Raw genomic sequence first — 22,411 nt, 5'->3', positions numbered from 1 at the left:
TTGACAACGAAGACAGTCGCTCTCCCCGAGGGGAGAAGAGACCAAGCCGCCCTGCCTCCGTCCCTCGCGATGCCTTTCGACGCAGGTCTCCTCCATTTCCGCAAGACGTTTCCGACCGCAGGGCCAGCCGCCCTACTGCCTTCGCATAGGGTGACAGCGACGCAGGGAGAATGGTTCGCCGCTGCGATCCGGCGCATTCTCCTGCGCATCGGTGGCGACCGCCCGCAACCGGAATTTCGCGCGGTGAGGGCCCATACCGATGAAATTGCCTGCCTCGCCGAGGAGGCGATTTCGGCAGCCATCTTCCAGTCAACAGAGGAAAACCTCACAGCGGACAAGGAGACTATCCATGAAGATCGTCATTATCGGCGGCACCGGCCTCATCGGCTCGAAGACCGTGGAGAGATTGCGCAAGAAGGGGCATGAGGTTCTGGCCGCCTCGCCGAATTCGGGCGTCGACACCATTACCGGCAAGGGTCTGGCCGAAGCGCTGGCGGGCGCTCAAGTGGTGCTCGACCTCGCGAACTCGCCCTCCTTCGAGGACAAGGCGGTTCTCGAATTCTTCCAGACCTCAGGCCGCAACCTGCTGAAGGCAGGGACTGACGCCGGTGTGAAGCATCATATTGCGCTTTCGATCGTCGGCATGGAGCGGCTGCAGGGCAGCGGCTACATGCGCGCCAAGATGGCGCAGGAACAGCTGATCAAGGGCTCCGGCATTCCCTATACGATCGTGCACTCCACGCAGTTCCACGAGTTCATGGCCGGGATCGCCCAATCCAACACGCTCGGCCAGACCGCGCATCTGTCGCCGGCCTATCTGCAGCCGATCGCCTCGGACGACGTTGCCGACGTCATGGCCGACGTGGCGCTTGCAGCACCCGTCAACGGCACGATCGAAATCGGCGGGCCGGAGAAGATCCGCCTCACCGAGATCGTGACGCGCCTGTTCAAAGCGACGAACGATCCGCGCCAGGTGGTGACCGATCCGCACGCCCGCTATTTCGGCGTCGAACTCGAGGACGACTCGCTCGTGGCCGGCGCCAATGCGCGGCTCGGCCGGATCCGCTTCGAGGACTGGCTGAGCCAGCAGCCGCCCCAGAAGAAGAGTGCCTGATCGCAAAGCGGCACCTGTCCCATCAACGGAGGAGACCAGACATGCTCGGAAAGATCATCTCGGCGACGGCGCTCGCCCTCGTCTTGGCGGCCGGCACGCAAGCGCAGGCCAAGGACAACAGAGCGAAAATCACCGTCGTCTACGACCAGAAGCTTCCCAATGTGCCCGGCAAGAGCATGAAGGCCGTGCTGGTGGAATATGCGCCCGGCGGCATGTCGCCCGGCCATACCCATCCCGACTCGGCCTTCATCTATGCCACGGTTCTGGAGGGGGCGATCCGCAGCGCCGTGAACGAAGGCCCGGAGAAGACCTATAAGGCCGGAGAAAGCTTCTCCGAATTTCCCGGCGACCACCACAGCGTCAGCGCCAATGCCAGCAAGACCGAGCCGGCGAAACTGCTGGCGGTCTTCGTGCTGGACACCACAGAGAAAGAACTGACGATCGACGACAAGTAAGCCGCCCGCGATGCCCGGCGCCGCCGGGCATCGTTTCCCCGCGCGGCGTCAGGCCGCCTGCAGCGCCAGCTCCAGATCGGCGATCAGATCATCCGGATGCTCGATGCCGATCGACAGGCGGATCGTCGATTCCAGCACGCCGATCCGCTCCCTTATCTCGGCGGGCACGCCGGAATGGGTCATGGCGGCCGGGTGGCTTGCCAGCGACTCCGTGCCGCCCAGGCTGACGGCGAGCTTGAAGACCTGCAGCGCATTCAGGAATTTGAACGAGGCCGCCTGGCCGCCGCGGATATCGAAGGAGAAGGTCGAGCCGGCGCCGGAGCATTGGGCGGCGAAGGTGCGCCCGGACGGCGAGTCCGGATCATGATAGGGCAAGTAATGCACCCTCTCGACCTTGGGGTGATCGCGCAGGAAATCGGCCACCGCCCGGGCATTGCTGTTGGCCCGCTCCATGCGCAGCTGCAGCGTTTCGAGCGAGCGGCCGAGCATCCAGCAGGAATGCGGATCGAGCTGCGTGCCGATCGCGCCGCGCAGCGCCTTGACCTGCTTGATCACAGCCTTGCGGCCGAGGACGGCGCCGGCGATCAGGTCGGAATGGCCGCCGACATATTTGGTCAGCGAATAGAGCGAGATATCCGCGCCATGCTCGATCGGCCGCTGGAAGACAGGCCCGAGCAGGGTGTTGTCGCAGACGACGATCGGCGTATGCCCCTGCTTCGCGCCGATCGCATCGGCGACACGGCGGATCATCGCCACATCGACCAGGCTGTTGGTCGGATTGGCCGGCGTCTCGATCAGGATGACGGAGACGCGGCCTTTCGTCATCGCCTCCTCCGCCGCCTTCTGCACCGATCCCTCGCTGACGCCATCGGCAAAGCCGACGGCGGCGACGCCGAAATTGAGGAAGGTCTTTGCCAGCAGGGTTTCCGTGCCGCCATAGAGCGGCTGCGAATGCAGGATCGCATCGCCCGGCCGCACGAAGGCGAAGAGGGTCGTGGCGATCGCCGCCATGCCTGAGGAAAACAGCGCGCCGCTTTCCGTCCGCTCATAGACGGCGAGGCGATCCTCGACGATCTCGCTGTTGGGATGGTTGAAGCGCGAATAGACGAGGCCGGCGCCCTTGCCGGCCGGCGGCTCGCGCCGGCCCGAGACATAGTCGAAGAAATCCTTGCCGTCCTCGGCGGTATTGAAGACGAAGGTGGAGGTCAGGAATACCGGCGGCTTGACCGCCCCTTCCGAGAGTTCGGGATCGTAGCCGTAGTTCAGCATCTGCGTTTCGGGATGCAGCGCGTGATTGCCGATATGGGTTTTGGAAGGATGCGGGGCGGTCATGATCGTCTCCTCTGTCGAACCAACCTGAAGTAGGATACATCAATTCGAAACGCAGTCACCGAGAGCGCATCAGTTCACCGTCTCGCCCAAAGTATCGGCGACATAGGCGCCGCGCGCGCCCATCGGCAGCGGATGGCCCGTCGTCGTGTCCCGCGCAGTCTGGTGCTCCAGCTCGGCGTTGAGCTCCGCGCCGACGATAAGAATGACGACGGAAAGCCAGATCCAGATGAGGAAGCCGATCAGCGCGCCGAGCGCGCCGTAGGTCGCGTTGTAATTGGCGAAATGCTCGAGATAGAAGGAGAAGCCGAGCGACATGGCGGCCCAGGCGAGCGCCGTCAGGGCCGCACCCCAGGTCATCCACCGTACTCTCGCCGGCTCGCGGCTCGGGCCGAAGCGGTTGACCAGCATGACGGCCGCCGCCACCACGAACAGCAGCAGCGGCCATCTCAAGAGAAGGGCCATCTGCTCCTTGAACTGGTCGAGCCAGAGATAGGAGAGCACGACAGGCATCACGCCGACCAGCGCCACCATGAGGACGGCGAAGAAGATGGCGCATAGCGTGAAACAGAAGCCGATCAGGTTCAGCCGCACGAGGCTGCGCTTCTCGTCCTCCTCATAGGCGACGTTCATCGCGTCGAAGATCGCGAGCGTGCCGTTGTGCGTGCTCCAGAGCGCGATGGCGAGACCGACGAAGAAGGTGAGGCCGAGCGTGCTTTCGCGGTTTTCGACGAGCGCCTTGATCTGATCGGCGAGAAGATCGAAGGCACCGGGCGGCAAGAGAATGGCGAGCTCGCGCAGATGTTCGGAGATGGTGACGGGATCGGCAACCAGCCCGTAGAGCGAGACGAGCGCCGCCAGCGCCGGGAAGATCGCCAGCAGCAGATAGAAGGTCACGCCGGCGGCAATGAGCGTGACGCGGTCGTGCAGGATTTCATGGAAGACGCGCCAGAACACGTCGCGAAGACCGCTCATCGGAATGGCCTCGGGGGTCGCCGCGCTGCGCCCGTGATCGTCACCGCTCCAGCCGGCCGCGGCAGGCAGCCCCTGCGACCCGCGCTGCCTTGCCTGCAGCACGACAAACGCACCAATCGCCGCTGCCATCACCGTCGCGGCGACGGAGAACCTCTTGAGCTGGAGCGCATCAGCCATTACCCTATCCTCCGATTTGCTGCGTGGATAACGCCGGGCGCCGCTAAAGGATGCAAGCCATTGCTTTCTCGCGGAGATTTGCTGCGGGGGAGGGGCCTCGGCGCCCTGACCAGGCCGGGACCGCGAGAGTTTTGCAAATTGTAAGCTGCTGATTTTGCTGGAATAGATTTACGGTACGGAACCAAAATTGGACTTTGGTTTCGTTACTGCTGCGTGAGGAATCAAGTCGACCGAGCTGCCGGTTGGCGCTTTCAAGGTCCTTGGAGGCGGAATTCTGCCGAAAAACCGCGATCCGGCCTGAATTCCGGCAAGCGAAAAAGTGCCTGCACACATCAATATCGCTGCCGGCGAGGTCCGTCAGCAATAGCGTTATCCACGACAAACATGGCCCCGGCAGGACGGCCGCCCCTACTATCCCTGGCGCCCGAGCGGCTGGATCCGACCGATGCATGATGAGGGTCAGGCCGGGAATCCTTATTCCGGAAGTCCGGCCTTGCGCAGCGCCGACGCCAGCCCCTTCATGAGCTGCGGCCGCACGACATCCATTCGCACGAAACCGCCTATCGTCCAGTCCGGCGCAATCTTCAGCAATCGCGCGGCGGCCGCGCGCGCAGCCTCCAGACGATCGAGATTGGCGTAGCTTGCCACCAGGCTGGCGTGAAGAATGCTGAAACCCGGATTTACCTGAATTCCAAGGGCCGAGTATTTCACGGCATCCTCGAAGCGGCCGGTAAACAGGCTGACCCAGGCCAATGCGAGATAGGAATGATAGTTCATCGGATCGAGCGGACTGAGCCGAAGGGCCTTGAATGCGTGATCTCGGGACCGGTCATAGGTCTCGTTGAACATATGCACCATCGCGCTCAGCCCGTAGGCGAGCGACGAATTGCCGTCCAGCATCAAAGCCCTGTCGAGCGCATTGATCGAACGCTCGTAGTCATGGGTGATCGTGGCGAGGACGAAGGCTCCGAGGCACAGAGCCTGCGGATCGTCCGAGCCGGTGGCGAGCGCCGCATCGGCGTGGCTGAGCGCCGCGGCCCTATCCATGGGATCGAAGCCGCCGCGCAGGAAGCGCTGCTCGTAGCCCCAGGCGGCATAACCGTGCGCGGCGGCATAGTTGGGATCAAGACGCAAAGCTTCGGCCAGCAGCCGCAATGCTTCGTTGGTTTCCGCGGGGGTGTTGGCATAGCTGTGCGGCAATGCGCGAAGGAATAGATCATAGGCGTCCAGGCTATCAGGCCGCTTGCGGCGCGCCCGCTCTATCTCCGCACGCCTGATCGTCGGCTCGAGCGTCCCGACGATGCGCTCGGTCAACTGATCCTGCAAATCGAAAATGTCTTCGGCCGCACCCTCGAACTTGTCGGCCCAGATATGGGTGGCATCCTTCCCTTCGATCAATTGCGCGCTGATGCGCACCCGGCTTGCCACGCGCCGGATGCTGCCTTCCAGCACATAGCGGACGCCAAGCTCCCTGGCGATCTGCCTGACATCGGTCGCCCTATATTTGTAGGCGAAGGTGGAATTTCGCGCGATGACGAACAGGCTCGGAATCTTGGAGAGATTGGTGATCACATCCTCGACCAACCCATCGGCAAAATACTCCTGCTCAGGATCACCGCTCATATTCGCAAAGGCCAGCACGGCTATCGACGGCTTATTCGGCAGGGCGGGCGGCCTGGAGAGCCGTTCCTGCGGGGAGGTCCCTTCCTGCACGAGACGGTGAACCGTGATCGGCTCGGCAATGTTTTTGACCTGCTGCTCACCCATCGCCTCAAACCCGAAGGCGAGCGTCTTTTCGACCTCACGCGCGACTTTGCCGGAGATGCAGACACCGCCGGGATCGGCGAGCTGCTGCAAACGCGCCGACACGTTGACGCCATCGCCATAACAGTCGTCGCCATCGACGATGACTTCGCCGAGATTGAGCCCTATTCTCAATTCGAGGCGCTCATTCTCCTTCACCTCCGCGTTGCGCTCCTTGAGCGCGCCCTGCAGAGATACCGCGCATTCGACGGCATCGACAACGCTGCCGAACTCGGCGAGCAACCCATCGCCCATGAGCTTGAAGATACGGCCGCGCCGCTTCGCGATTTCCGGCTCGATCAGTTCTTTTCGAAGCCCGACGAGACGCTCGAACGTCCCGGTCTCGTCACGCTCCATCAACGCCGAATATCCAACGACGTCAGCCGCAAGGATGGCCGCAAGCTTCCTCTCCATGGCCCCCTCACAAGACGCCGCGCCGAACGTTAACACACAAGCGGGTGGCGACCTATAGATCTCCCCATCAAGCTCATCGCCGCGCCGACCTGCGACGGCGCAGCGAACCGAGACGTTGATCGGCAACAGCGGCTGCATGACACGGATGTGAGAAGGGTCGATTCAGCCGGTTGTCCGCGGACAACGGAGCGATCGTTTTCGAGATCAGCTGGATCGTGCCGACTCATAGAAGCTCGCTGGGTTACGCGAGAGGCTGCAGCAGATTGGAGAGGAGAAAATCGAGATTCACGGACTCATGGCGCGCTTCACCACAGAGACCATCCCTCTATTACATTTCGGTTCCATTCAGATTTCGATCGTAGATTGGGGCCACTTTAATTTGATTGCAGAGGAGCACACAGTGAGGGTGTTTATGCTATTCAGCATCATTGGAGTGCTCATCCTCGGCGCGATGGCCAGTTATTATTGGGAGGGAAACCTATTTGGCTTCCGCTACTGGAGTTGGCGGCAGAAGCTTACGCTGTCGGTTGAGACTCCTGATGGGACAGTAACCGGCAGTTCGGTGACCGCCGCAAGTTGGGATATGCCACCTGAATGGTTCAGAATCGGCGATTCGGGAGGCGGGCACGGTGGCCCGCACAAACTCACCGGGGAAGCTGTTACATTGGAGGTGGCGCCGAATAAGTATCTGTTTGCGCTGGTTGACGATGCCGCGACAGAACTGGCGGTCACGCTCTTCGCCAGCCCGCCACCTCGATTAGCTGATCGAGACGAGTACGCACGTTCCCTTAATCGAATTCAACTCATCGCAGAGACAAAAAGGCTGACACCAAAACAATATCCTCGCCTGATCACATTTACCGACATCAATGATCCGACCACGGTCCGAGATGTGAAGCCATCCGAGCTGGAAGAATTCTTTGGACCTGGAGTTTCATTGAATTCCATTACCTTGTCGGTGACGTCAGAGCCAATGACCGACGGACGAGTCGACACTGCTCTTCCCTGGCTATGTGACTATGAGTTTCGGCCGAGCGGAAAGGGACACTCATCACATCGAGCCATTGGCCCGTCCTCGAGGGCACTAAAATCGAACAGATGCCCCTGGCGAAATTTCGTTATGGAGGCTCGGGGAACGGATGTTGATGACAAGATAAAAAAGGGTCTATGTTGCCCTTCCTAGCGGCAATTCGTCAAAGAGTGCCGCAATCGAGGCTGCATCAGTATCGACTTCGACACGCTCCTCCCAACGCCGGACTGAAGCGGCAGGAGTGACGGGAATTGAGATCAGCGGCTCGCGATCCGAGGCGGATAGGCTCGTTTAATCGGCTGATGATCCAAGGCCGCACGACGAGCCTCCTTCACGCAGTGCTATTGAATTGAGGCACATCCACGGATCGATCGGCAAGCGCATCTGGCACGTTGTCCGCGGACAACGCCGCGCCCAATCCCGACACGGCGCCGCGCCCGCAGCAACATCTGTACGATATCGACACCGCGGCTTGAATTCGCCGCCTTGCCTCCCTACCTCGTAGCGAGCCGACGCGCCGTACCTCTCCCAGGCTGCGTCGGTCCGATGGACAGCACTCCTCCTCCCATGCTGTCGGTCACTATTGAAGCCCGGCGCCGTCTCCCGCGCCAGGCTTCTGCCCCTCCGAAAAACACCAGCGCTTCCGCCCTCCCTTCGAGCACCTCAGGTCGGGCTCTCCTGAGCGCCAGGCGCTATACCCTCCGACATCTCTGATCGGATGCCCAGCGGACATCGAACAGAACCAACAGCGAGCAAGCGAGCGAGAACATGGAAAGACTTGCGCAATGCCACTGCGGATCCCTCCGCGCGAAGACGGCAAGTGACCCGCTCATGGTCAGCCTATGCCACTGCCGCGACTGCCAGCGCAGAACGGGCGCTGCGGCGGGAAGCGGTGCGATCTTCGAGAAGGCCGAGGTGACGATCGAGGGAGAGCGCAAGCTCTTCGAACGCGACGGCGCGGAAGGGCGCAAGGTCCGTTTCCACTTCTGCCCGAACTGCGGAACCTCATTATATTGGGAGGGCGATTTCAACCCGGATCTTTGCGTCGTCGCCGTCGGCGCTTTCGCGGACCCGACATTTCCTGCACCCCTGGTTTCCGTCTACGAACAATCCAGGCATGACTGGTTCCAGCTTCCCGACGGTATGAAGCATGCACAGCGCGGACTGGTTTCGCCGGCCGTTGCTATCGATGACCGGCCGCCCCGCAGCTGAAGTCTCAAGAGCATCGGCGCGGCATCCTCCAACCTTCCTCATTCTGAGGCGCGCAGCCCATAGGGCGGAGCCTCTGAGGACATGCCGCAACGCTGCTCCTTGCATGAATGAACACCGGCGCACCCGCCTCATCCTTCGAGGTTCCAGCCTTCGGCTTCCGCACCTCGGGACGAGGCTCTCTTAAGCACGCGTATCGCCTCCTTCGCTACTGATGCTCTCGCGGGGTGGGTTCATCAACTGATACGAGTCGTGCGGCGGTCGCAGAAACGCGACCAAGCAAAAATATGACAAACGGCAGCGACGGAAACAAACCCTTATATCACTTCTGCAACGCAACCAACGAAAACAAAATCAATTCGTTATCCCACCCCCTCACACCACCAGCAACCCCTGCCTCTCCGCCAGCGTCACCACCGCCCGCGTCCCGGCATTGAATTCCAGAAAATCCGCCTCGATGCCGTCGCTGAAGATGACGCCGTGTTCGGGCATTTCGGAGACGATGGTCAGGGGTTGGTCCTGGGATACGAGGCCGGCGACGATGGTGGTGCCGGTGGTGCGGCTGGGGAAGGGTTCGCGAACGAAATAGCGCAGGTAGTCGGCGTCCCAGGCAAACGACATGTCGATCGTTCGCTCGGTGGGTTCGAGGCCGAGGGCGCTCGCGGCTCCGAGCCAGCCGGAATAGAGGCTCTTCAGCCAGCCGGTCGAGCCCATGCCTGTCGAAACGATGATGCCGCTGGAGGACTGGCGTTCCTCGCGCTCCTCGGCCTGCAGGAGGTAACGGGCCGAGACATGGCTTTGCGGGCCGATGAAGAGGTCGTTGACCGCGTGGATGACGGCGCCGGTGTTCAGCGTCGCCTTGGCCATGCTGACGCGCTTGATCGGCCGCTTATTCCTCAGCGCCTCGCCGATCACCCTCGGAAGGCTCTTCGGGTTGAAGGGAAGCAGCAGGCCGTCCCAGCGCATCGGGTCGGGGTTGACGCCGAGCACCGGCTGGCCGTCGAGATATTTCAGCGTATTGGCGACCAGCCCGTCCTGGCCGAGCACGACGACGACATCGTCGGGGCCGAAGACGAAGTTCGGGAGGTAGCGGCGGTCGAGGCGCTGGACGCGGGCGACCGCGCGCAGGCTCGCCTCCACCTCGGCGATCGCCGTTTCGTAGCGCTTCTTCTCGGCGAGGTAATCGCTGAAATCGGCGCCGAGATGTTCGACATAGAACTGCGCCTGCTGCACCGTGTTGAACCGGGCGATGAGTTCGTCGAGGCGGGTCGGGCGGACGACCAGGATGATCTTGCGTTCGTCAGAGGCCGGCACGATCCTTGCCCTCCTGCGGCTGCAATATCTCGCGCAGAAGATCGGGCGAAACGTTGAGCTGGCCGATCTTCGTCGCATTGTCGGCAAGGTCGCGGAAGGCGAGCGCCATCAGCTGGCCGGGCTTCATGCCGACCGAGGCGAGCGCCTGCAGCACTTTCGGATCGGCCTGCTCGAAGGATTTCATCATCGCCGTCAGGGCATAGGCCTGGGCATCTGCCTCGGCCTTGGCGTTGGTCGCGGCAAGCGTCACCAGATCGCGGTTCTGCTCTTCCAGCGCGATCTTGCCGGCCATCTCCTCCCGCCGGATCTGCAGCTGCCGTTCCTGCACGGCGCGTTCGGCTTCCATCTGCGCCTCGCGCACCTGCCGCCTCTTGTTCTCCAGTGTGATCTCGGTGGCGATCTCGTTTTCCTTGATCGTCCGCTCCTGTTCGATGGCGGCATTGCGCCTGCTGTAGATGGCCTCGTCGGCCTGGCGGAGCAGGGCCTCGCGGGCCTGCGCTTCCAGCGCCTTCGCCGTCTCGGCCTTCGGCATGACGGCGAGCAGCGACAGGCCGAGGATTTCGAGGCCGAGCGCTTCGATCGTCGGGTGTACCCTGAGCGCTTCCGCCACGCCGGCGACGAGCGCCTCGCCCGAGGCAAGAACCTCCTTCAGCGACAGCATCTGCACCTCGGCGCGCATCGCCACCTGCACGCGGTCGATCACCCGGGTCGAAAGCTTCTGCGGATCCTCCGAGACATAGCGGCCCTTGCGGTCGAGCGTGAAATTCAGCAGTGCCGCCGTGCGGCGCGGCTCGGCGATACGGTAGGTGATCTGCCCCTGCACGGTCACTTCCTGGAAGTCCGACGTCACCAGCGGAAAGATGAAGGGGTCGTTGACGCTCGCCGTCGGCACCAGCACGAGCGAACTCGACGGCGCGAAATGCCAGAAGGCGAGGCCCGCGCCTTCGCGGATGGCGGTGCCGTTCTGATATTGGATGACGTATTGCGTGGGTTCCGTCTTGATGAAGCGCAGTCCGAACATGACCGTTTCCTTATTCCTGGCGCGAGCCCCTGCTCGTGTCGGAATGGAGAAAACATGACTTAGTGATAAATGTCAACTAACTTAGTTGAAGATTTACACTAAGACTATCACATGCTATGTTCGCATCATGACATCGCATGACAATGACGCCTTCAAACCGATCGCGACCGTCGATCTCGCGATCTTCTCGCTGTCGCCGGCGGGTCTCTCCGTGCTTCTCGTGCGGCGGGCGAACGCGCCCTTCTCCGGCGGCTGGGCCTTGCCCGGCGGCTGGATCCATATCGACGAGGATGCGGATCTGGAGGCTGCGGCGCGTCGCGTGCTGAAGGAAAAGACCGGGGTCGAAACGCCCTATCTCGAACAGCTGCAAAGCACGGGCAGCCGCAACCGCGACCCGCGGGGCTGGAGCATCAGCATCGTCTATATCGCGCTGCTATCAGCCGATGATGTCGCCGAACGGCAGGATGCGCTTGCCGGGGAGGCCGAATGGCGGCCGATCGAGGGCGAGGGCGTCGGCTTGTCCCTTGCCTTCGACCATGCATCCCTGCTGAAGGAGGCGATCGGCCGCATCAGGAGCAAGGTCGAATATTCGAGCCTGCCCGGCCATCTGCTGCCGGTGCATTTCACCTTGAGCGAGCTGCAATCGGTCTATGAGACCCTGCTCGGCCGCAAGCTCGACAAATCGGCCTTTCGAAAGCGCATGGCCGAGGCCGATTTCCTGGAGCCGGTCGAGGGCGAAATGCGCCGGGCGAGCAATCGGCCCGCCCAGATGTTTCGCCTGAAGGACGCCCAGTCACTGGCGCTCTTCGACCGAAGGATTTAGAGCGTGTCGCGCAAAAGTGTGCGCGGTTTTGCGATAACGACACGCGGGAAAATAAAGACCTAAAGCACGGGGAGCGAATCTGAAAGATCGCGACGTGCTTTAGAGCCCTTCCGCGGGATCAGGCGCTGAGACGCTGCTGCGTCTGCTGGTCGAAGAAATGCACCTTCGACGTTTCGAAGGAGAGCTTCACCGGCTGTTCCGGGGCGAGATCGACACGCTCGCGCACCACCCAGGTCAGTTCCCTGCCGTCGACGTCGACGGCGACATGGGTTTCCGATCCTGTCGGTTCGACCACCTTGACCACGGCATCGACGCCGGTCTCGCCGCCGAAGGCGATGTCTTCGGGACGGATGCCGAGCGTCAGCGGCCGGTTGGCGGAATGGGCCGGAGCGCGCGAAAGCTTCACGCGCGAGCCGCCGTTCAATGCCAGCGCCGGGCTGCCGGCATCGGCGATGGTGCCTTCGAGGAAATTCATGGCGGGGGAGCCGAGGAAGCCGGCGACGAAGATGTTGCGCGGCTTGTCGTAGAGCTCCAGCGGGCTGCCGATCTGCTCGACGCGGCCGCCATGCAGCACGACGATCTTGTCGGCCATGGTCATGGCCTCGATCTGGTCATGGGTGACGTAGACGATCGTGGTCTTCAGCCGCTGGTGCAGCGCCTTGATCTCGGCGCGCATCTTCACCCGCAGCTTCGCATCGAGATTGGAGAGCGGCTCGTCGAACAGGAAGACCTTCGGATCGCGGACGATCGCGCGGCCCATGGCGACGCGCTGGCGCTGGCCGCCGGAAAGCTGCGCCGGCTTGCGGTCGAGCAGCGGCTGCAGGCCGAGGATCGCGGCCGCTTCGCCGACCTTCTTCTCGATCTCGGGCCGCTTCGCGCCGGCAAGTTCCAGCGCAAAGCCCATGTTCTGGGAGACCGTCATCTGCGGATAGAGCGCATAGTTCTGGAAGACCATCGCGATGTCGCGATCCTTCGGCTGCAGATCGTTCACCACCCGCCCGTCGATGCTGATCTCGCCGCCGGTGATGTCTTCAAGACCGGCGATCATGCGCAGCAAGGTCGACTTGCCGCAGCCGGAGGGGCCGACGAGAATGGTGAATTCGCCATCGGCGATCTCCACGTCGACGCCGTGGATGATATCGACCGCGCCGAAGGATTTCTTGACGTTTCTGATGCTCAAGCCAGACATGGACTTACCTCTCAACGTTTCCTGCGCACGCGCAGCGCCTGGAACGGCTTGCGCGGGATTTTCACGCCGAAGGCGGCGTCCGGCTTGCCGCCGCGCACGACCGAGCCGTGGCGCGTCGGATGCGGAACGGGTGCGGCCACCTTCTCGGCCGGGGTGATCGTCATCTCCCAGGTGTCGATGATATCGACATCGTAATCGTCGCCATCGACCGGCAGGCCGGTGGACCAGACGACCGGCTGATGCTCGCCGAAATAGATCAGGCGGAAATCGCCGTCGCCGTCACGCGCGCCCGACACGCGCGACCAGGGCCATTCGCCGATGACGCCGAGCGGCTCGAGGCCGTGCTTGACGTCGGCCTCCAGCAGATCGCGCAGGAAGCCGATCCGCTTCCAGGCTTCGCCGCGCAGTTCCCCGCCCTTGGCCCACCAGATCAGATCCTCCGGATGGGAATAGGTCTCGCCATGGCCGGCATAGCCGCCGCGCGCCATGGTGATCCAGAAGCGGTGCACCAGTTCCCCGGCATGGAGATTGCCCCAGGACTGCAGGATGTCGCCCTCATATTCGGGCTCGTCGTTGACGACCGGCTTGCCATAGGCATTGCGCCATTCCTGGGTGCGCTTGACGTCGGGGTTCTGAATGCAGGTGTGGGTGACCCACGGCTTGCGGTGATCGAAATTCGCCGTCACGTCGCCATTATGGATGGAGCGGAGGTGCTGGTAGGGATCGTTTTCCTCCAGGATGTGGAAGTAACGGTCCCACTGCGCCATCGGCTTGGTGTCGATCAGGAAGTCATATTCGTTGGCGAGCGACCACCAGACGTTCCGGTAGGCGGCAAGACGCGCGGCGAGATATTCGACATAGCGGAAATCCTGCTCGGCCGACATGTCGGCATAGCCCCAGCGGTCATAGGGATGGAAGATGATGATATCGGCTTCGATGCCGAGGCCGCAGAGAGCCGCGACCTGCTGTTCGAAATGCCGGAAGGCGGCAGGGTTCGGGCGGTTGAAATCTTCCTTGCCGTCCGCGCCGCGCTCGAAGCAGGCATGCAGCGGTTCGTTGACGTTATAGGGATAATCCTTCGGAAAAACGCCCATGCGCATCTTGTTGAAGCGGGCCTTCTTCAGCGTCTCCAGCGTCTGCCTCTGCATGTCGAGCGGCTGGTGCGTCCAGGCGTAGCAGGTCGTTCCGAAGGAGAGGAAGGGCGTGCCGTCGGCATAGGCGAAGTGGAATTTGTTGCGCACCCGCACCGGGCCGTGATTGCCTGATGAAGGGGCGGTCGCGGCTAAAGTGCCGGTCCTGCCGTCGAGTGCCGCGGTCTTCGACCGCGTCCTGAACGACCACTCGCCCTCGCTGTCTGGCATGAAGCGGATGCGGTAGGTGCCGTTGCCGTCATAGAATCCCGGCACCCGCACTTCGCGGCTCTTATGGGTGAAGACGGCATCGAATGCCACGTCGAGATAGGGATTGCCGCCGGCGGGCCCTTCGAAGGCGGCCTCGAACACGCCCCATTTTTCGACTGCTGCATCGGACATTCTGTCTCTCCTCGTAAAATGATTTCGCGATCAGCCCTTGACGGCGCCGGAGGTGAGGCCGGAGACGAAGTAGCGCTGGAACATGAGATAGACGATCGTCGCCGGAAGCACGGTCATGACGATCGCGGCGTTGAGCTGGCCGTAATTGCTGGAGAACTGCCCCTGGAACGACATCAGGCCGAGCGGCAGGGTCCACATGTGCTGGTCCTGCAGCAGCACCAGCGCCATGGCGAATTCGTTCCAGGTGGAGACGAAATCGAGGATAAGCAGCGCGGCGAGCACCGGCAGGCAGACCGGCAGGAAGATCCTGCGGAAGATGGTGAAATGGCTTGCGCCGTCGATGAGCGCCGCTTCCGAAAGCTCCTTCGGAATGCTCTTGAAGAAGCCGTGCAGGATGAAGACCTGATAGGGCACGCCGAAGGCGATATAGGGCAGGATGACGCCGGGATAGGTGTCGATCAACCCGAAGGAATTGACGAGCGTGAAGAGCGGCGCCAGCATCACCTGGAAGGGGATCATCGTGCCGAAGACGACGAGAAGCAGCAGCGCCTTCGAGATCCTCAGCCTGATCTTGGCCAGCGCATAGGCGGCCATGGCCGAGAGGAACAGGCCGAGCGGCACCTTGATGACGGTGATGATGACGCTGTTGAGGAAGGAGTTGGCAAAATTGCCGCGGCTCCAGGCAGCGCTGTAATTGTCATAGGCAAGCTCGGTCGGCGGCATGAAGGCGCCCGTGCTCGTCACCGCCGCCGGCGTCTTCAGCGAGGTGAAGACGATGAAGATGAAGGGCGCGACCCAGACGAGCGCCACGAGAACGAGCGCGATCCAGAGACCGATCAGGACGGGATCGCGCTTCATCGACGACGGCTGGACGTCGAGATCCACGGCGGCGGTATCGCTCGGCACTGCTGTCACGATTCGACCTCCTCATGCCTCTGGGTCCATCTCAGATAGGGGATGACGACGGCCATGGTGATCAGCAGCAGGACGACGGAGATGGCCGCGCCCCGGCCGAAATCGAAGATCTGCATGGCCTGCGTGAAGGCCCAGAGCGCCAGCATCTGGGTGGATTGGGCCGGCCCGCCGCCGGTGAGGCCATAGACGATGTCGAAGGCCTTCAGCGACGAGATGACGGAAAGAACGAGAACGATGGTGATCGTCGGACGCAGCGCCGGCAGCGTCACATGCTTGAACACGGCCCAACGGCCGGCGCCGTCGATGCGCGCGGCCTCGACCAGCGTCTGCGAGACGTTCTGCAATCCGGCGAGGAACAGCACCATGGAGAAGCCGACCGTCTGCCAGAGATAAGCGACGAAGACGGAGTAGAGCGCGATATCCTTGTTCCCCAGCCAGTCCTTGATCCAGCCCTGCATGCCCCAGGAGGTCAGCAGCTGGGCGAACAGGCCGAAGAAGGGATCGTACATCCACTTCCACATGGTGGCGACGGCGATCGGTGCGATGATGACGGGCAGGTAGAAGATGGCGCGCAGGCCGTTGCGGCCGAAGATCTTCTGGTTGAGGCTGAGCGCCAGCAACAGGCCGACCAGCGGCGGGAAGATCAGGCTCATCAGCGTCCAGATCACCGTGTTGCGGAAGGCGACCCAGAAGACAGGGTCGCGGGTGAAGATCGCCGAATAATTGGCCATGCCCACGAACTGCCGGTTGGCATCGAGCCCGTTCCACTTCTGGAAGCTCAATATGACGACGTTGAGCATCGGGTAGAGCGCGAAGACCGCGTAGATCGCCAGCGCCGGCACCAGCAGGATGGCCGCCTGCATGCGCGGATCATGTGTCGATTGTCGAAGTGACATGCTTTCCTCCTACAGCGCCGCGCGTCCTTCAGACGCGCGAAGGACGCTGTAGCGCTTTGAATCTGCGCATCGGGCTTTCCGAAAATCGATTCCGATTTTCGCGCCGATGCGCTGGCAGGGCCTTTGCAGCCGGCTCGCGAAAGAAGGTGCCAGCCGATCAATGTGGTCGATCGGCCGGCGCTTGGGAGGAATCAGGTTCTGCTGGCGATGAAGCTCTGCATCTGCTTGGCCGCCTCGGCCGGCTCGGTGTTGCCGGAGGCGACGTCGTTGATGACGCGGAAATATTCCGTCGTGACATCGAGCGGGAAGGCCTGGTCGCCGTTCATGTAGACCTTGCCGTATTTCTGGAAGATGCCGAGCCATTCGGCCTCGAGCGGCTTCTGGTTGGCATACTGGACGTTCTTGTTGACGGAGGTCGAGCTCAGCTGGCCGAGCAGATCCTGCTGCACCTTGGTCGACAGGAAATAGTCGAGGAACTTGGCGGCGATATCCGGATTCTTGCTCTTGGTGCTGATGTAATTGTACTCGGCGAAGCCATAGAGACGCTCGGTATTGGTCGGGAAGGGGAAGATGCCGTAATCGTCGAGATTTGCACCCGAGCCGTTGAGCTGGCTGACCAGCCAGTCGCCTTCGAGCATCATCGCCGCCCGGCCTGCCGTGAAGAGGCTGTAGGACTGCTTGTTGTCGATGCCCATGAAGGGCTGCAGCGTGTAGTCCTTCGTCCACTTGGCGAATTCGGCGAAGGCGTCCGTCGCGCAGGCCTCCTTGGTCCAGTCCAGCGTCATCGCCTTCAGCGCATCGTGCTTTTCGGCGCCGCACTTGGTTTCGAGGATCACGTCCATCAGGCGCATGACGTGCCAGTTGACCGTGCCGCCGAAGGTGAAGGCGGGGATGCCCGCGGCCTTCAGCTTCTCGGCGGCGGCGAGAAGCTCGTCATAGGTTTTCGGCTCTTCGGTGATGCCGGCCTGCTCGAAAAGCTTCTTGTTGTAATAGACGGCTTCGCCCTTGAAGGTGAAGGGAACGCCGTGCTTGCCGCCGGGATAGAGGTCGGCGAAGGCGGCTGCGGACGGCAGCAGTTCGTCGGTCCACTTATATTCGGTGTAATACTTGTCGAGGGGCAGGGAGAGACCGGCCTTCACATATTCGCCGCCAAGGCCGAGGCCCGCCCAGCTGAAATAGATGTCGGGACCCTTGTCGGAGCCGGCCGCGACGCGCAGCGCCGTCTTGTGCTCGTCGACGGCGCGCTGAACGATCTCGACATGCGTGCCCGGGTTCGCCGCTTCGAAATCGGATGCCACCTTTTTCAAGGCCGTATTGGCGGCATTGTTGTCGAAGTTGAGGGTCCAGAGCGTGATGTCTTCGGCAAGAACCGGCGTCGCGGCGAAAGACGCCATGGCGATCGCGACGATGCTCGCCGTCTTCAATTTCGCGGATAGGGTCAGCATTACCGTCCTCCTCTTGATAAGCCGGCCCCTTGTCGCAGATGATCATTTACATGTCAACTGGTATGATGAGCTAACCATCACGATGCTGTGCGAATTTCGCGAGGGAGGCGATGACGATCGCGGCCGATGCCGCGCCGGGGTCGATATGGCCGATCACCCGTTCTCCCAGACGCGACGCCCGTCCCTTGGCGGCCGTCATATCCCTCGTCGCTTCGCAGCCCTGGCGCGCCGCCTGCTCGGCCAGATCGAGACATTCGAGGAGGGAGGCTCCCGATGCCCAGGCCTCAAGCGCCGCATCGGCCGCGGGCTTCCAGGCATCGACCATGGTCTTTTCGCCGGGCTCGGCCTTGCCGCGCTCCCGAATGCCCTCAGCCATCGCCGCGAAAGCGCGCACAAACTCCTCGTCCGCGAGTGCCGGCCTGCCCTTGACGGCGGCGCCGGCGCGCATGAAAGCGGTTGCATAGAGCGGGCCGGAGGATGCGCCGACCGCATTCAGGAATGCCTTTGCAGCCGCGTTGAAGACGGCTGTCGGCGCAGCCTGCGCGGGGTCGAGTGCTGCGACCGCCTTGGCCGCGGCCTCACAGCCGGCATCCATGGCAAGGCCGTGATCGCCGTCGCCGATCGCGCCGTCCAGCTCGCAGAGATGGTCGCGCTGCGCCGCGATATCGGCGGCGATCAGGGCAAAGAGATGCTGCAGGTCCTTGGTCGTGATCACCATCGATCACCTCCTGAACATGGCGCAGTCGCAGGGATGGTCGATCAGCCGCTGAAGCTCGTCGTCGAGATGCATGATGGAGACGGATGCTCCGGCCATTTCGAGCGAGGTGCAGTAATTGCCGACGAGCGAGGTATGGAGGACGAGCCCGGCCTCGTCGAGCCGCGCCTTGACGCGCCGCATCATGATGTAGAGCTCCATCATCGGCGTCGAGCCCAGCGAATTGACGAGCACGGCGACACGATCGCCGCGCTCCGCCTTCATCTCGCGCAGAATATTGCCCATCAGTTCGTCGGTCACCGCATCGGCCGTCTTCAGCGGCCCGCGCGCTACGCCGGGCTCGCCATGGATGCCCATGCCGATCTCCATCTCCTCCTCGCCGATCTGGAAGTTCGGTTTCAAGGTCTGGGGCAGCGAGCAGGGCGAGAGCGCCACACCCATCGTATAGGTGCGCGCATTGGCATGGCGGGCGGCGCGCTCGACCTCGTCGAAGGAATAGAGAAGATCGCAGGCAGCACCGGCGGCCTTGAAGATGAAGACATTGCCGGCGACGCCGCGCCGCCTGTCCTTCTGATCGGCTGGCGCGGACGCAACATCGTCGGTGGTGAGCACGGTGCGCACCGCGATGTCGTCGAGCGCCAGCATTTCCGCGGCCATGTCGAAATTCATCACGTCGCCGGCATAATTGCCGTACATGAAGAGCACGCCGACGCCGCCATCGACGGCTTTGGCGCAGGCCATGATCGGATCGGGCGGCGGCGAGGCGAAGACATTGCCGATCGCGGCGGCATCGGCAAGCCCCTTGCCGACATAGCCGAGGAATGTCGGTTCGTGCCCGGAGCCGCCGCCGATCACCAGCCCGACCTTGCCCTTGCGCGGGCCGTTCCTGGCAATGATGGCGCGCGGCACGCCATCCACGGCATAGAGGTGCTCGGGATGCGCCGCGAGAACGCCCTGCAGCATCTCATCGACGGCATCCGCGCCTGCATTGATAAGCTTCTTCGTCTTCACGCCGATCCTCCCAGAACGAACTCCCACTGCATAGATGCGGCGGGCGGGCCGGAGGTCAATCCGCTAGAGCATGATGCCGAAAAGTGTGAGCGGTTTTCGGACGACATCATGCTCTAACTCTTTAATTTAGAACAGGATTCAGATTTTAGGCCAACCGGGCCTAAAATCATCCTGTTCTAGCGGCAAGACGGCCGTCGCAAACGGCGCGAGCCGCAGCTCTTCGGCCAATGCGCTGCCGCCGACCCTTCGTTCTTCGCCCGTGAGATTGACCACGTAGAGCCTGGCGCCAGCGGCGTCCCGCGCCACGAATGACAGAACTTCGGAGGGCGAAGACGAGAGGCATTCCTGCCAGGACGCACCCGCCAAGGCCGACAAGGTCCGCACCGTGTTGAAGAGCGGCCGCCACCCGCCTTGCTCGACCGGTTCATCGGGACCGGCGATCAGGCCGAAAGGACCGGTCAGCGCCGAAAGCGTCAGGCATTCGAGACCGGCCTCCAGCACCCGGATCGCATAGCCGAGCGCGAAGGCCTCGGCGAAACGGCCGTTGTGGCGCGGATCGCGGTTGGCCATCGGAATGCGCCCGCCGGACGGATTGGCCATCGTGCGGCTGCCATATGGGTTCTGCCGCATCGGGATCGTCGAGGGGCCGATGCGATAGGGCTTGTCGCCGTAGATCGCGCGGACGGAGCGGGTGATGAAGGGCAGCGCTTCCAGGGTCTGCATGACGCTGAGATCGTCGGCCGCATGCACGATCGGGTTGGTGCAATGGCTGACGAAATCGATCTCGCCCGCCGGCACGCGCTTGCGGTTGAGCTCGGTGAAATAGCTGAGCATGCCGCCGCCGATGCGAATACCGGGAAAGGCGGCGCGGGCCGCGGCATAGACCTCCTCGAGGGGAGGGCAGTCCGGCCATTTGCTGCCGGGCGGCGTCGATTGCCGGTCGACGGAAGGCGAGATCAGGATCGCGTCGGGCTTGAAGCCCGCCTGCTGCATCTGCCGGGCGATCCCGGCCGCCTCGCCCGCCGGCGACGATTTGCAGGGAAGCGCGATCTCCAGCGTCGAGCGGCCGCGATGGAGAGCGGCGAGCGCGGCGAAGTTCTCTAGCGCGTCGAGGCCGTGCCCGGCATCGGGATCGAAATGGAAGAGCAGGTCCCGGGGCGCGATCTCCGAGAGGAGGGACGCGGCCGCGCGCGTCGCCTCGGCCCCCTCGGGCGTCACGATCACGCCGATATCCGGCATGGTGCCGGTCCCCATGCCAAGTTCGAGCCTTATGACTCCGCTCTGCGTCGCGACTGACGGCGCGACGGAACGGCTGATATCCGTGATGATGAGCGACGTCTTCTGCCGGACGGGCTGGTTGGCCGGGATCCGGTAAGGCCAGGGCAAAGAAAGCGGCCTGACATAGGTCTTGTAGGAGGCATCGGACCAGTTGCGCTGGTCCTCCATTTCGAAGGTGTCGCCCTCCATCCGGCATTCCGCACTCACATCAGACATGACCTGATGGGTGATGGCGCGCATATCCTTGAAGGGCTGCCACGGCTCGATGACATTGGGAAAACGCGTCGCCGCGATCTGGCCGTCGACATGTTCGACCGCCGCCGGCGAACCGGCGACGCCGACGATCGGATGCAGGATGCAGAAGCCGCAGCGATTGGTTTCGAAGCCGGTCTCTGAGACGGCTTCGGCCTCGAAATCGAGCCGGTCGCGATATCCGGTGATGCGCACATCGATCACGAGCTTCGTCGCATCCGGTCCCTCGCAGCGGGCGAGATAGGCGACCTCGAAACGATCCTCGCCTTGCTCGATCCTGAGGTCTGTGATCTCAGGGCTGTAGGTGCCCCAGTCCCGGTCGCGGACGAGATAGGAAATCGCCCGCAGCACCTCGGTCCCGTCGTAGCGGATCGTACGAAGGTTGCCGTCGGCGAGATCGGCCGTCAGCTTTCCCGCCGTCAGGCGGACCGGCGGCCTTTCCGCAGCGCGGGTGCCGTAGAGCTGGAACGCATCGGCGGTCATCGCAGCAGAGCCCGGATATCGATCGTCTGGCCGCGGGCGGCACTGTCATAGGCGGCCTCGACGAGGGCGAAGGTCTTCAGATTGTCGGCGCCCGAGGTCGAATGCTCCGCGCCGCGCCTGAGCTGATCGACCCAATGCTGCTCGATCGCATAGACGCTTTCCTGGATGTTGTGCCAGGGCCGCGAGGCCCAGGACAGCAGCTTCGGCGAGACATCCATGACGGTCGTGCCCTTGCCGTTGGTGATCTCCAGGCCGTAGCCCTGGCTGAGCCGGATCGTGCCTTCGGAGCCGTCGAGTTCGATCAAGGTTTCGGGGAAGGGCTCCTTCGACAGCCTGGTGGCGTAGCTGACGTCGACGACGGAGGTGGCGCCGTTCTCATGATCGAGCAGGATGGTCGCGACATCCTCGCCCTTGATCCTGGGGTTGACCCGCTTGGTGCGGGCGGTCAGCGCGCTGACGTCGCCGAGGATATAGCGGGCGATATCGAGCGTATGGATGCCGAGATCTTCGATGATGAAGCGCTCGCCTTCGGCGAGATAGGGCTGGCCGGAAAAGACGTCGTAGCCCGAGCGGAAGGAGAAGCGGCCCCAGAAGGGCGCGCCGATGGCGCCGGCATCGAGCGCCTTGCGCACCGCCTGGATCGGCGTCTGCCAGCGAAAATTCTCATGCACCATCAGCGCCACGCCGGCGGCCCGGCAGGCCGCGACCATCGCCTTGGCATCCGCCAGCGTCCTGGCGAAAGGCTTCTGGCAGATGGCCGGCACCTTATTCCTCGCGGCCATTTCCACCAGGGCGCGGTGGCTCTGGACTGTCGTGGCGATATCGACGAAATCGAAGCCGCCATCGGCAAACATCGCCTCGGCATCCCTATAGCGCCGCTCGATTCCGAACTGGTCGCCGACGAGCCTCAGCCGCTCGGGATCGCGGTCGCAGATCGCGACGATCTCGGCACCGTCGACATCGTTCCAGCCATGCATCTGGTTGATCGCGAAGAAGCCGCAGCCGATCAACGCGCCTTTCAATCCGGTCAT

At 62.8% G+C, this 22,411-nt stretch carries 20 protein-coding genes; 6 read left to right on the top strand and 14 right to left on the bottom strand.

Annotated features, from left to right (window positions below; genetic code table 11):
• From CO670_RS33260 to CO670_RS24470, 3 genes are all read left to right on the top strand, one after another.
• The coding region (locus tag CO670_RS33260) for a hypothetical protein (RefSeq protein ID WP_210202694.1) at window positions 1-426 on the top strand (426 nt) is incomplete at its 5' end.
• Window positions 350-1,114: an SDR family oxidoreductase gene (locus CO670_RS24475; RefSeq protein WP_097592622.1), complete on the top strand. Its 765-nt coding sequence runs from the start codon at window positions 350-352 to the stop codon at window positions 1,112-1,114. The genes CO670_RS33260 and CO670_RS24475, both read left to right, overlap by 77 nt.
• Window positions 1,115-1,155: 41 nt before the next feature.
• A complete protein-coding gene (locus CO670_RS24470; RefSeq protein ID WP_097592620.1) occupies window positions 1,156-1,569 on the top strand; it encodes a cupin domain-containing protein in 414 nt (137 codons plus the stop codon).
• 48 nt (window positions 1,570-1,617) lie between these two features.
• On the opposite strand, the gene CO670_RS24465 is transcribed toward CO670_RS24470, so the two are convergent.
• The 3 genes from CO670_RS24465 to CO670_RS24455 form a co-directional block, all read right to left on the bottom strand.
• Window positions 1,618-2,901, bottom strand: coding sequence for a cystathionine gamma-synthase family protein (locus tag CO670_RS24465; RefSeq protein ID WP_097592618.1), 1,284 nt, complete (start codon window positions 2,899-2,901; stop codon window positions 1,618-1,620).
• A 69-nt stretch (window positions 2,902-2,970) separates the two neighbouring features.
• A complete protein-coding gene (locus CO670_RS24460) occupies window positions 2,971-4,050 on the bottom strand; it encodes a YihY/virulence factor BrkB family protein (RefSeq protein ID WP_097592616.1) in 1,080 nt (359 codons plus the stop codon).
• Window positions 4,051-4,524: 474 nt separating this feature from the next.
• Window positions 4,525-6,267 (bottom strand): adenylate/guanylate cyclase domain-containing protein, encoded by a 1,743-nt coding sequence (locus tag CO670_RS24455; protein ID WP_176539013.1) that lies wholly within the window; start codon window positions 6,265-6,267, stop codon window positions 4,525-4,527.
• A gap of 295 nt (window positions 6,268-6,562) precedes the next feature.
• On the opposite strand from CO670_RS24455, the gene CO670_RS24450 reads away from it, so the two are divergent.
• A complete protein-coding gene (locus CO670_RS24450; protein WP_097592612.1) occupies window positions 6,563-7,450 on the top strand; it encodes a hypothetical protein in 888 nt (295 codons plus the stop codon).
• Between the two features lie 678 nt (window positions 7,451-8,128).
• Complete coding sequence (locus CO670_RS24445; protein ID WP_245425979.1) at window positions 8,129-8,509, top strand: GFA family protein; 381 nt, start codon at window positions 8,129-8,131, stop codon at window positions 8,507-8,509.
• Between the two features lie 372 nt (window positions 8,510-8,881).
• On the opposite strand, the gene CO670_RS24440 is transcribed toward CO670_RS24445, so the two are convergent.
• Entirely contained in the window at window positions 8,882-9,820 is a 939-nt protein-coding gene (locus tag CO670_RS24440; RefSeq protein ID WP_097592608.1) for a sugar kinase, read from the bottom strand.
• Window positions 9,807-10,841 (bottom strand): SPFH domain-containing protein, encoded by a 1,035-nt coding sequence (locus CO670_RS24435; protein ID WP_097592606.1) that lies wholly within the window; start codon window positions 10,839-10,841, stop codon window positions 9,807-9,809. The genes CO670_RS24440 and CO670_RS24435 overlap by 14 nt, the downstream gene beginning before the upstream one ends.
• Before the next feature lie 127 nt (window positions 10,842-10,968).
• Between CO670_RS24435 and CO670_RS24430 the strand changes: the two genes are divergently transcribed.
• Window positions 10,969-11,664, top strand: a complete 696-nt coding sequence (locus CO670_RS24430; RefSeq protein WP_097592604.1) for an NUDIX domain-containing protein — start codon at window positions 10,969-10,971, stop codon at window positions 11,662-11,664.
• Window positions 11,665-11,782: 118 nt separating this feature from the next.
• Here the strand turns inward: CO670_RS24430 and ugpC are convergent, their stop codons facing one another.
• The 9 genes from ugpC to CO670_RS24380 all read right to left on the bottom strand — a co-directional run bounded on the left by ugpC (window position 11,783) and on the right by CO670_RS24380 (window position 22,411).
• Window positions 11,783-12,853 carry a sn-glycerol-3-phosphate ABC transporter ATP-binding protein UgpC gene (ugpC, locus tag CO670_RS24425; RefSeq protein WP_097592603.1) on the bottom strand — a complete coding sequence of 357 codons (1,071 nt, stop codon included), beginning with the start codon at window positions 12,851-12,853 and terminating at the stop codon, window positions 11,783-11,785.
• A gap of 11 nt (window positions 12,854-12,864) precedes the next feature.
• Window positions 12,865-14,385, bottom strand: a complete 1,521-nt coding sequence (locus CO670_RS24420) for a DUF5060 domain-containing protein (RefSeq protein ID WP_097592602.1) — start codon at window positions 14,383-14,385, stop codon at window positions 12,865-12,867.
• Window positions 14,386-14,415: 30 nt separating this feature from the next.
• Window positions 14,416-15,300, bottom strand: a complete 885-nt coding sequence (locus CO670_RS24415; protein WP_097592601.1) for a carbohydrate ABC transporter permease — start codon at window positions 15,298-15,300, stop codon at window positions 14,416-14,418.
• The gene (locus CO670_RS24410) at window positions 15,297-16,196 is read right to left on the bottom strand and encodes a sugar ABC transporter permease (RefSeq protein WP_037147108.1); all 900 of its coding nucleotides are present in this window, start codon (window positions 16,194-16,196) and stop codon (window positions 15,297-15,299) included. Before CO670_RS24410 ends, CO670_RS24415 begins: the two co-directional genes overlap by 4 nt.
• A gap of 191 nt (window positions 16,197-16,387) precedes the next feature.
• Complete coding sequence (locus tag CO670_RS24405; RefSeq protein WP_097592599.1) at window positions 16,388-17,641, bottom strand: extracellular solute-binding protein; 1,254 nt, start codon at window positions 17,639-17,641, stop codon at window positions 16,388-16,390.
• A gap of 70 nt (window positions 17,642-17,711) precedes the next feature.
• A complete protein-coding gene (gene dhaL, locus CO670_RS24400) occupies window positions 17,712-18,359 on the bottom strand; it encodes a dihydroxyacetone kinase subunit DhaL (protein ID WP_097592598.1) in 648 nt (215 codons plus the stop codon).
• 3 nt (window positions 18,360-18,362) lie between these two features.
• Window positions 18,363-19,367, bottom strand: coding sequence for a dihydroxyacetone kinase subunit DhaK (locus CO670_RS24395; RefSeq protein WP_097592597.1), 1,005 nt, complete (start codon window positions 19,365-19,367; stop codon window positions 18,363-18,365).
• 138 nt (window positions 19,368-19,505) lie between these two features.
• Window positions 19,506-21,380 (bottom strand): hypothetical protein, encoded by a 1,875-nt coding sequence (locus CO670_RS24385; protein WP_097592596.1) that lies wholly within the window; start codon window positions 21,378-21,380, stop codon window positions 19,506-19,508.
• A complete protein-coding gene (locus tag CO670_RS24380; RefSeq protein WP_097592594.1) occupies window positions 21,377-22,411 on the bottom strand; it encodes a Gfo/Idh/MocA family oxidoreductase in 1,035 nt (344 codons plus the stop codon). The genes CO670_RS24385 and CO670_RS24380 overlap by 4 nt, the downstream gene beginning before the upstream one ends.

It is taken from the genome of Rhizobium sp. J15 (assembly GCF_002531825.1).
Taxonomy (GTDB): Bacteria; Pseudomonadota; Alphaproteobacteria; order Rhizobiales; family Rhizobiaceae; genus Rhizobium.
This window is presented reverse-complemented; position numbering and strand designations above follow the sequence as displayed.

What these genes read in the sequence shown, in the direction of transcription:
- CO670_RS24405 (WP_097592599.1), bottom strand. Translation starts at nt 17,641, where the DNA reads ATGCTGACCCTATCCGCGAAATTGAAGACGGCGAGCATCGTCGCGATC.
- CO670_RS24455 (WP_176539013.1), bottom strand. Translation starts at nt 6,267, where the DNA reads ATGGAGAGGAAGCTTGCGGCCATCCTTGCGGCTGACGTCGTTGGATAT.
- CO670_RS24430 (WP_097592604.1), top strand. Translation starts at nt 10,969, where the DNA reads ATGACATCGCATGACAATGACGCCTTCAAACCGATCGCGACCGTCGAT.
- CO670_RS24460 (WP_097592616.1), bottom strand. Translation starts at nt 4,050, where the DNA reads ATGGCTGATGCGCTCCAGCTCAAGAGGTTCTCCGTCGCCGCGACGGTG.
- CO670_RS24465 (WP_097592618.1), bottom strand. Translation starts at nt 2,901, where the DNA reads ATGACCGCCCCGCATCCTTCCAAAACCCATATCGGCAATCACGCGCTG.
- CO670_RS24420 (WP_097592602.1), bottom strand. Translation starts at nt 14,385, where the DNA reads ATGTCCGATGCAGCAGTCGAAAAATGGGGCGTGTTCGAGGCCGCCTTC.
- CO670_RS24380 (WP_097592594.1), bottom strand. Translation starts at nt 22,411, where the DNA reads ATGACCGGATTGAAAGGCGCGTTGATCGGCTGCGGCTTCTTCGCGATC.
- CO670_RS24475 (WP_097592622.1), top strand. Translation starts at nt 350, where the DNA reads ATGAAGATCGTCATTATCGGCGGCACCGGCCTCATCGGCTCGAAGACC.
- CO670_RS24470 (WP_097592620.1), top strand. Translation starts at nt 1,156, where the DNA reads ATGCTCGGAAAGATCATCTCGGCGACGGCGCTCGCCCTCGTCTTGGCG.
- CO670_RS24450 (WP_097592612.1), top strand. Translation starts at nt 6,563, where the DNA reads ATGGCGCGCTTCACCACAGAGACCATCCCTCTATTACATTTCGGTTCC.
- CO670_RS24410 (WP_037147108.1), bottom strand. Translation starts at nt 16,196, where the DNA reads ATGTCACTTCGACAATCGACACATGATCCGCGCATGCAGGCGGCCATC.
- CO670_RS24435 (WP_097592606.1), bottom strand. Translation starts at nt 10,841, where the DNA reads ATGTTCGGACTGCGCTTCATCAAGACGGAACCCACGCAATACGTCATC.
- CO670_RS24445 (WP_245425979.1), top strand. Translation starts at nt 8,129, where the DNA reads ATGGTCAGCCTATGCCACTGCCGCGACTGCCAGCGCAGAACGGGCGCT.
- dhaL (WP_097592598.1), bottom strand. Translation starts at nt 18,359, where the DNA reads ATGGTGATCACGACCAAGGACCTGCAGCATCTCTTTGCCCTGATCGCC.
- CO670_RS24385 (WP_097592596.1), bottom strand. Translation starts at nt 21,380, where the DNA reads ATGACCGCCGATGCGTTCCAGCTCTACGGCACCCGCGCTGCGGAAAGG.
- ugpC (WP_097592603.1), bottom strand. Translation starts at nt 12,853, where the DNA reads ATGTCTGGCTTGAGCATCAGAAACGTCAAGAAATCCTTCGGCGCGGTC.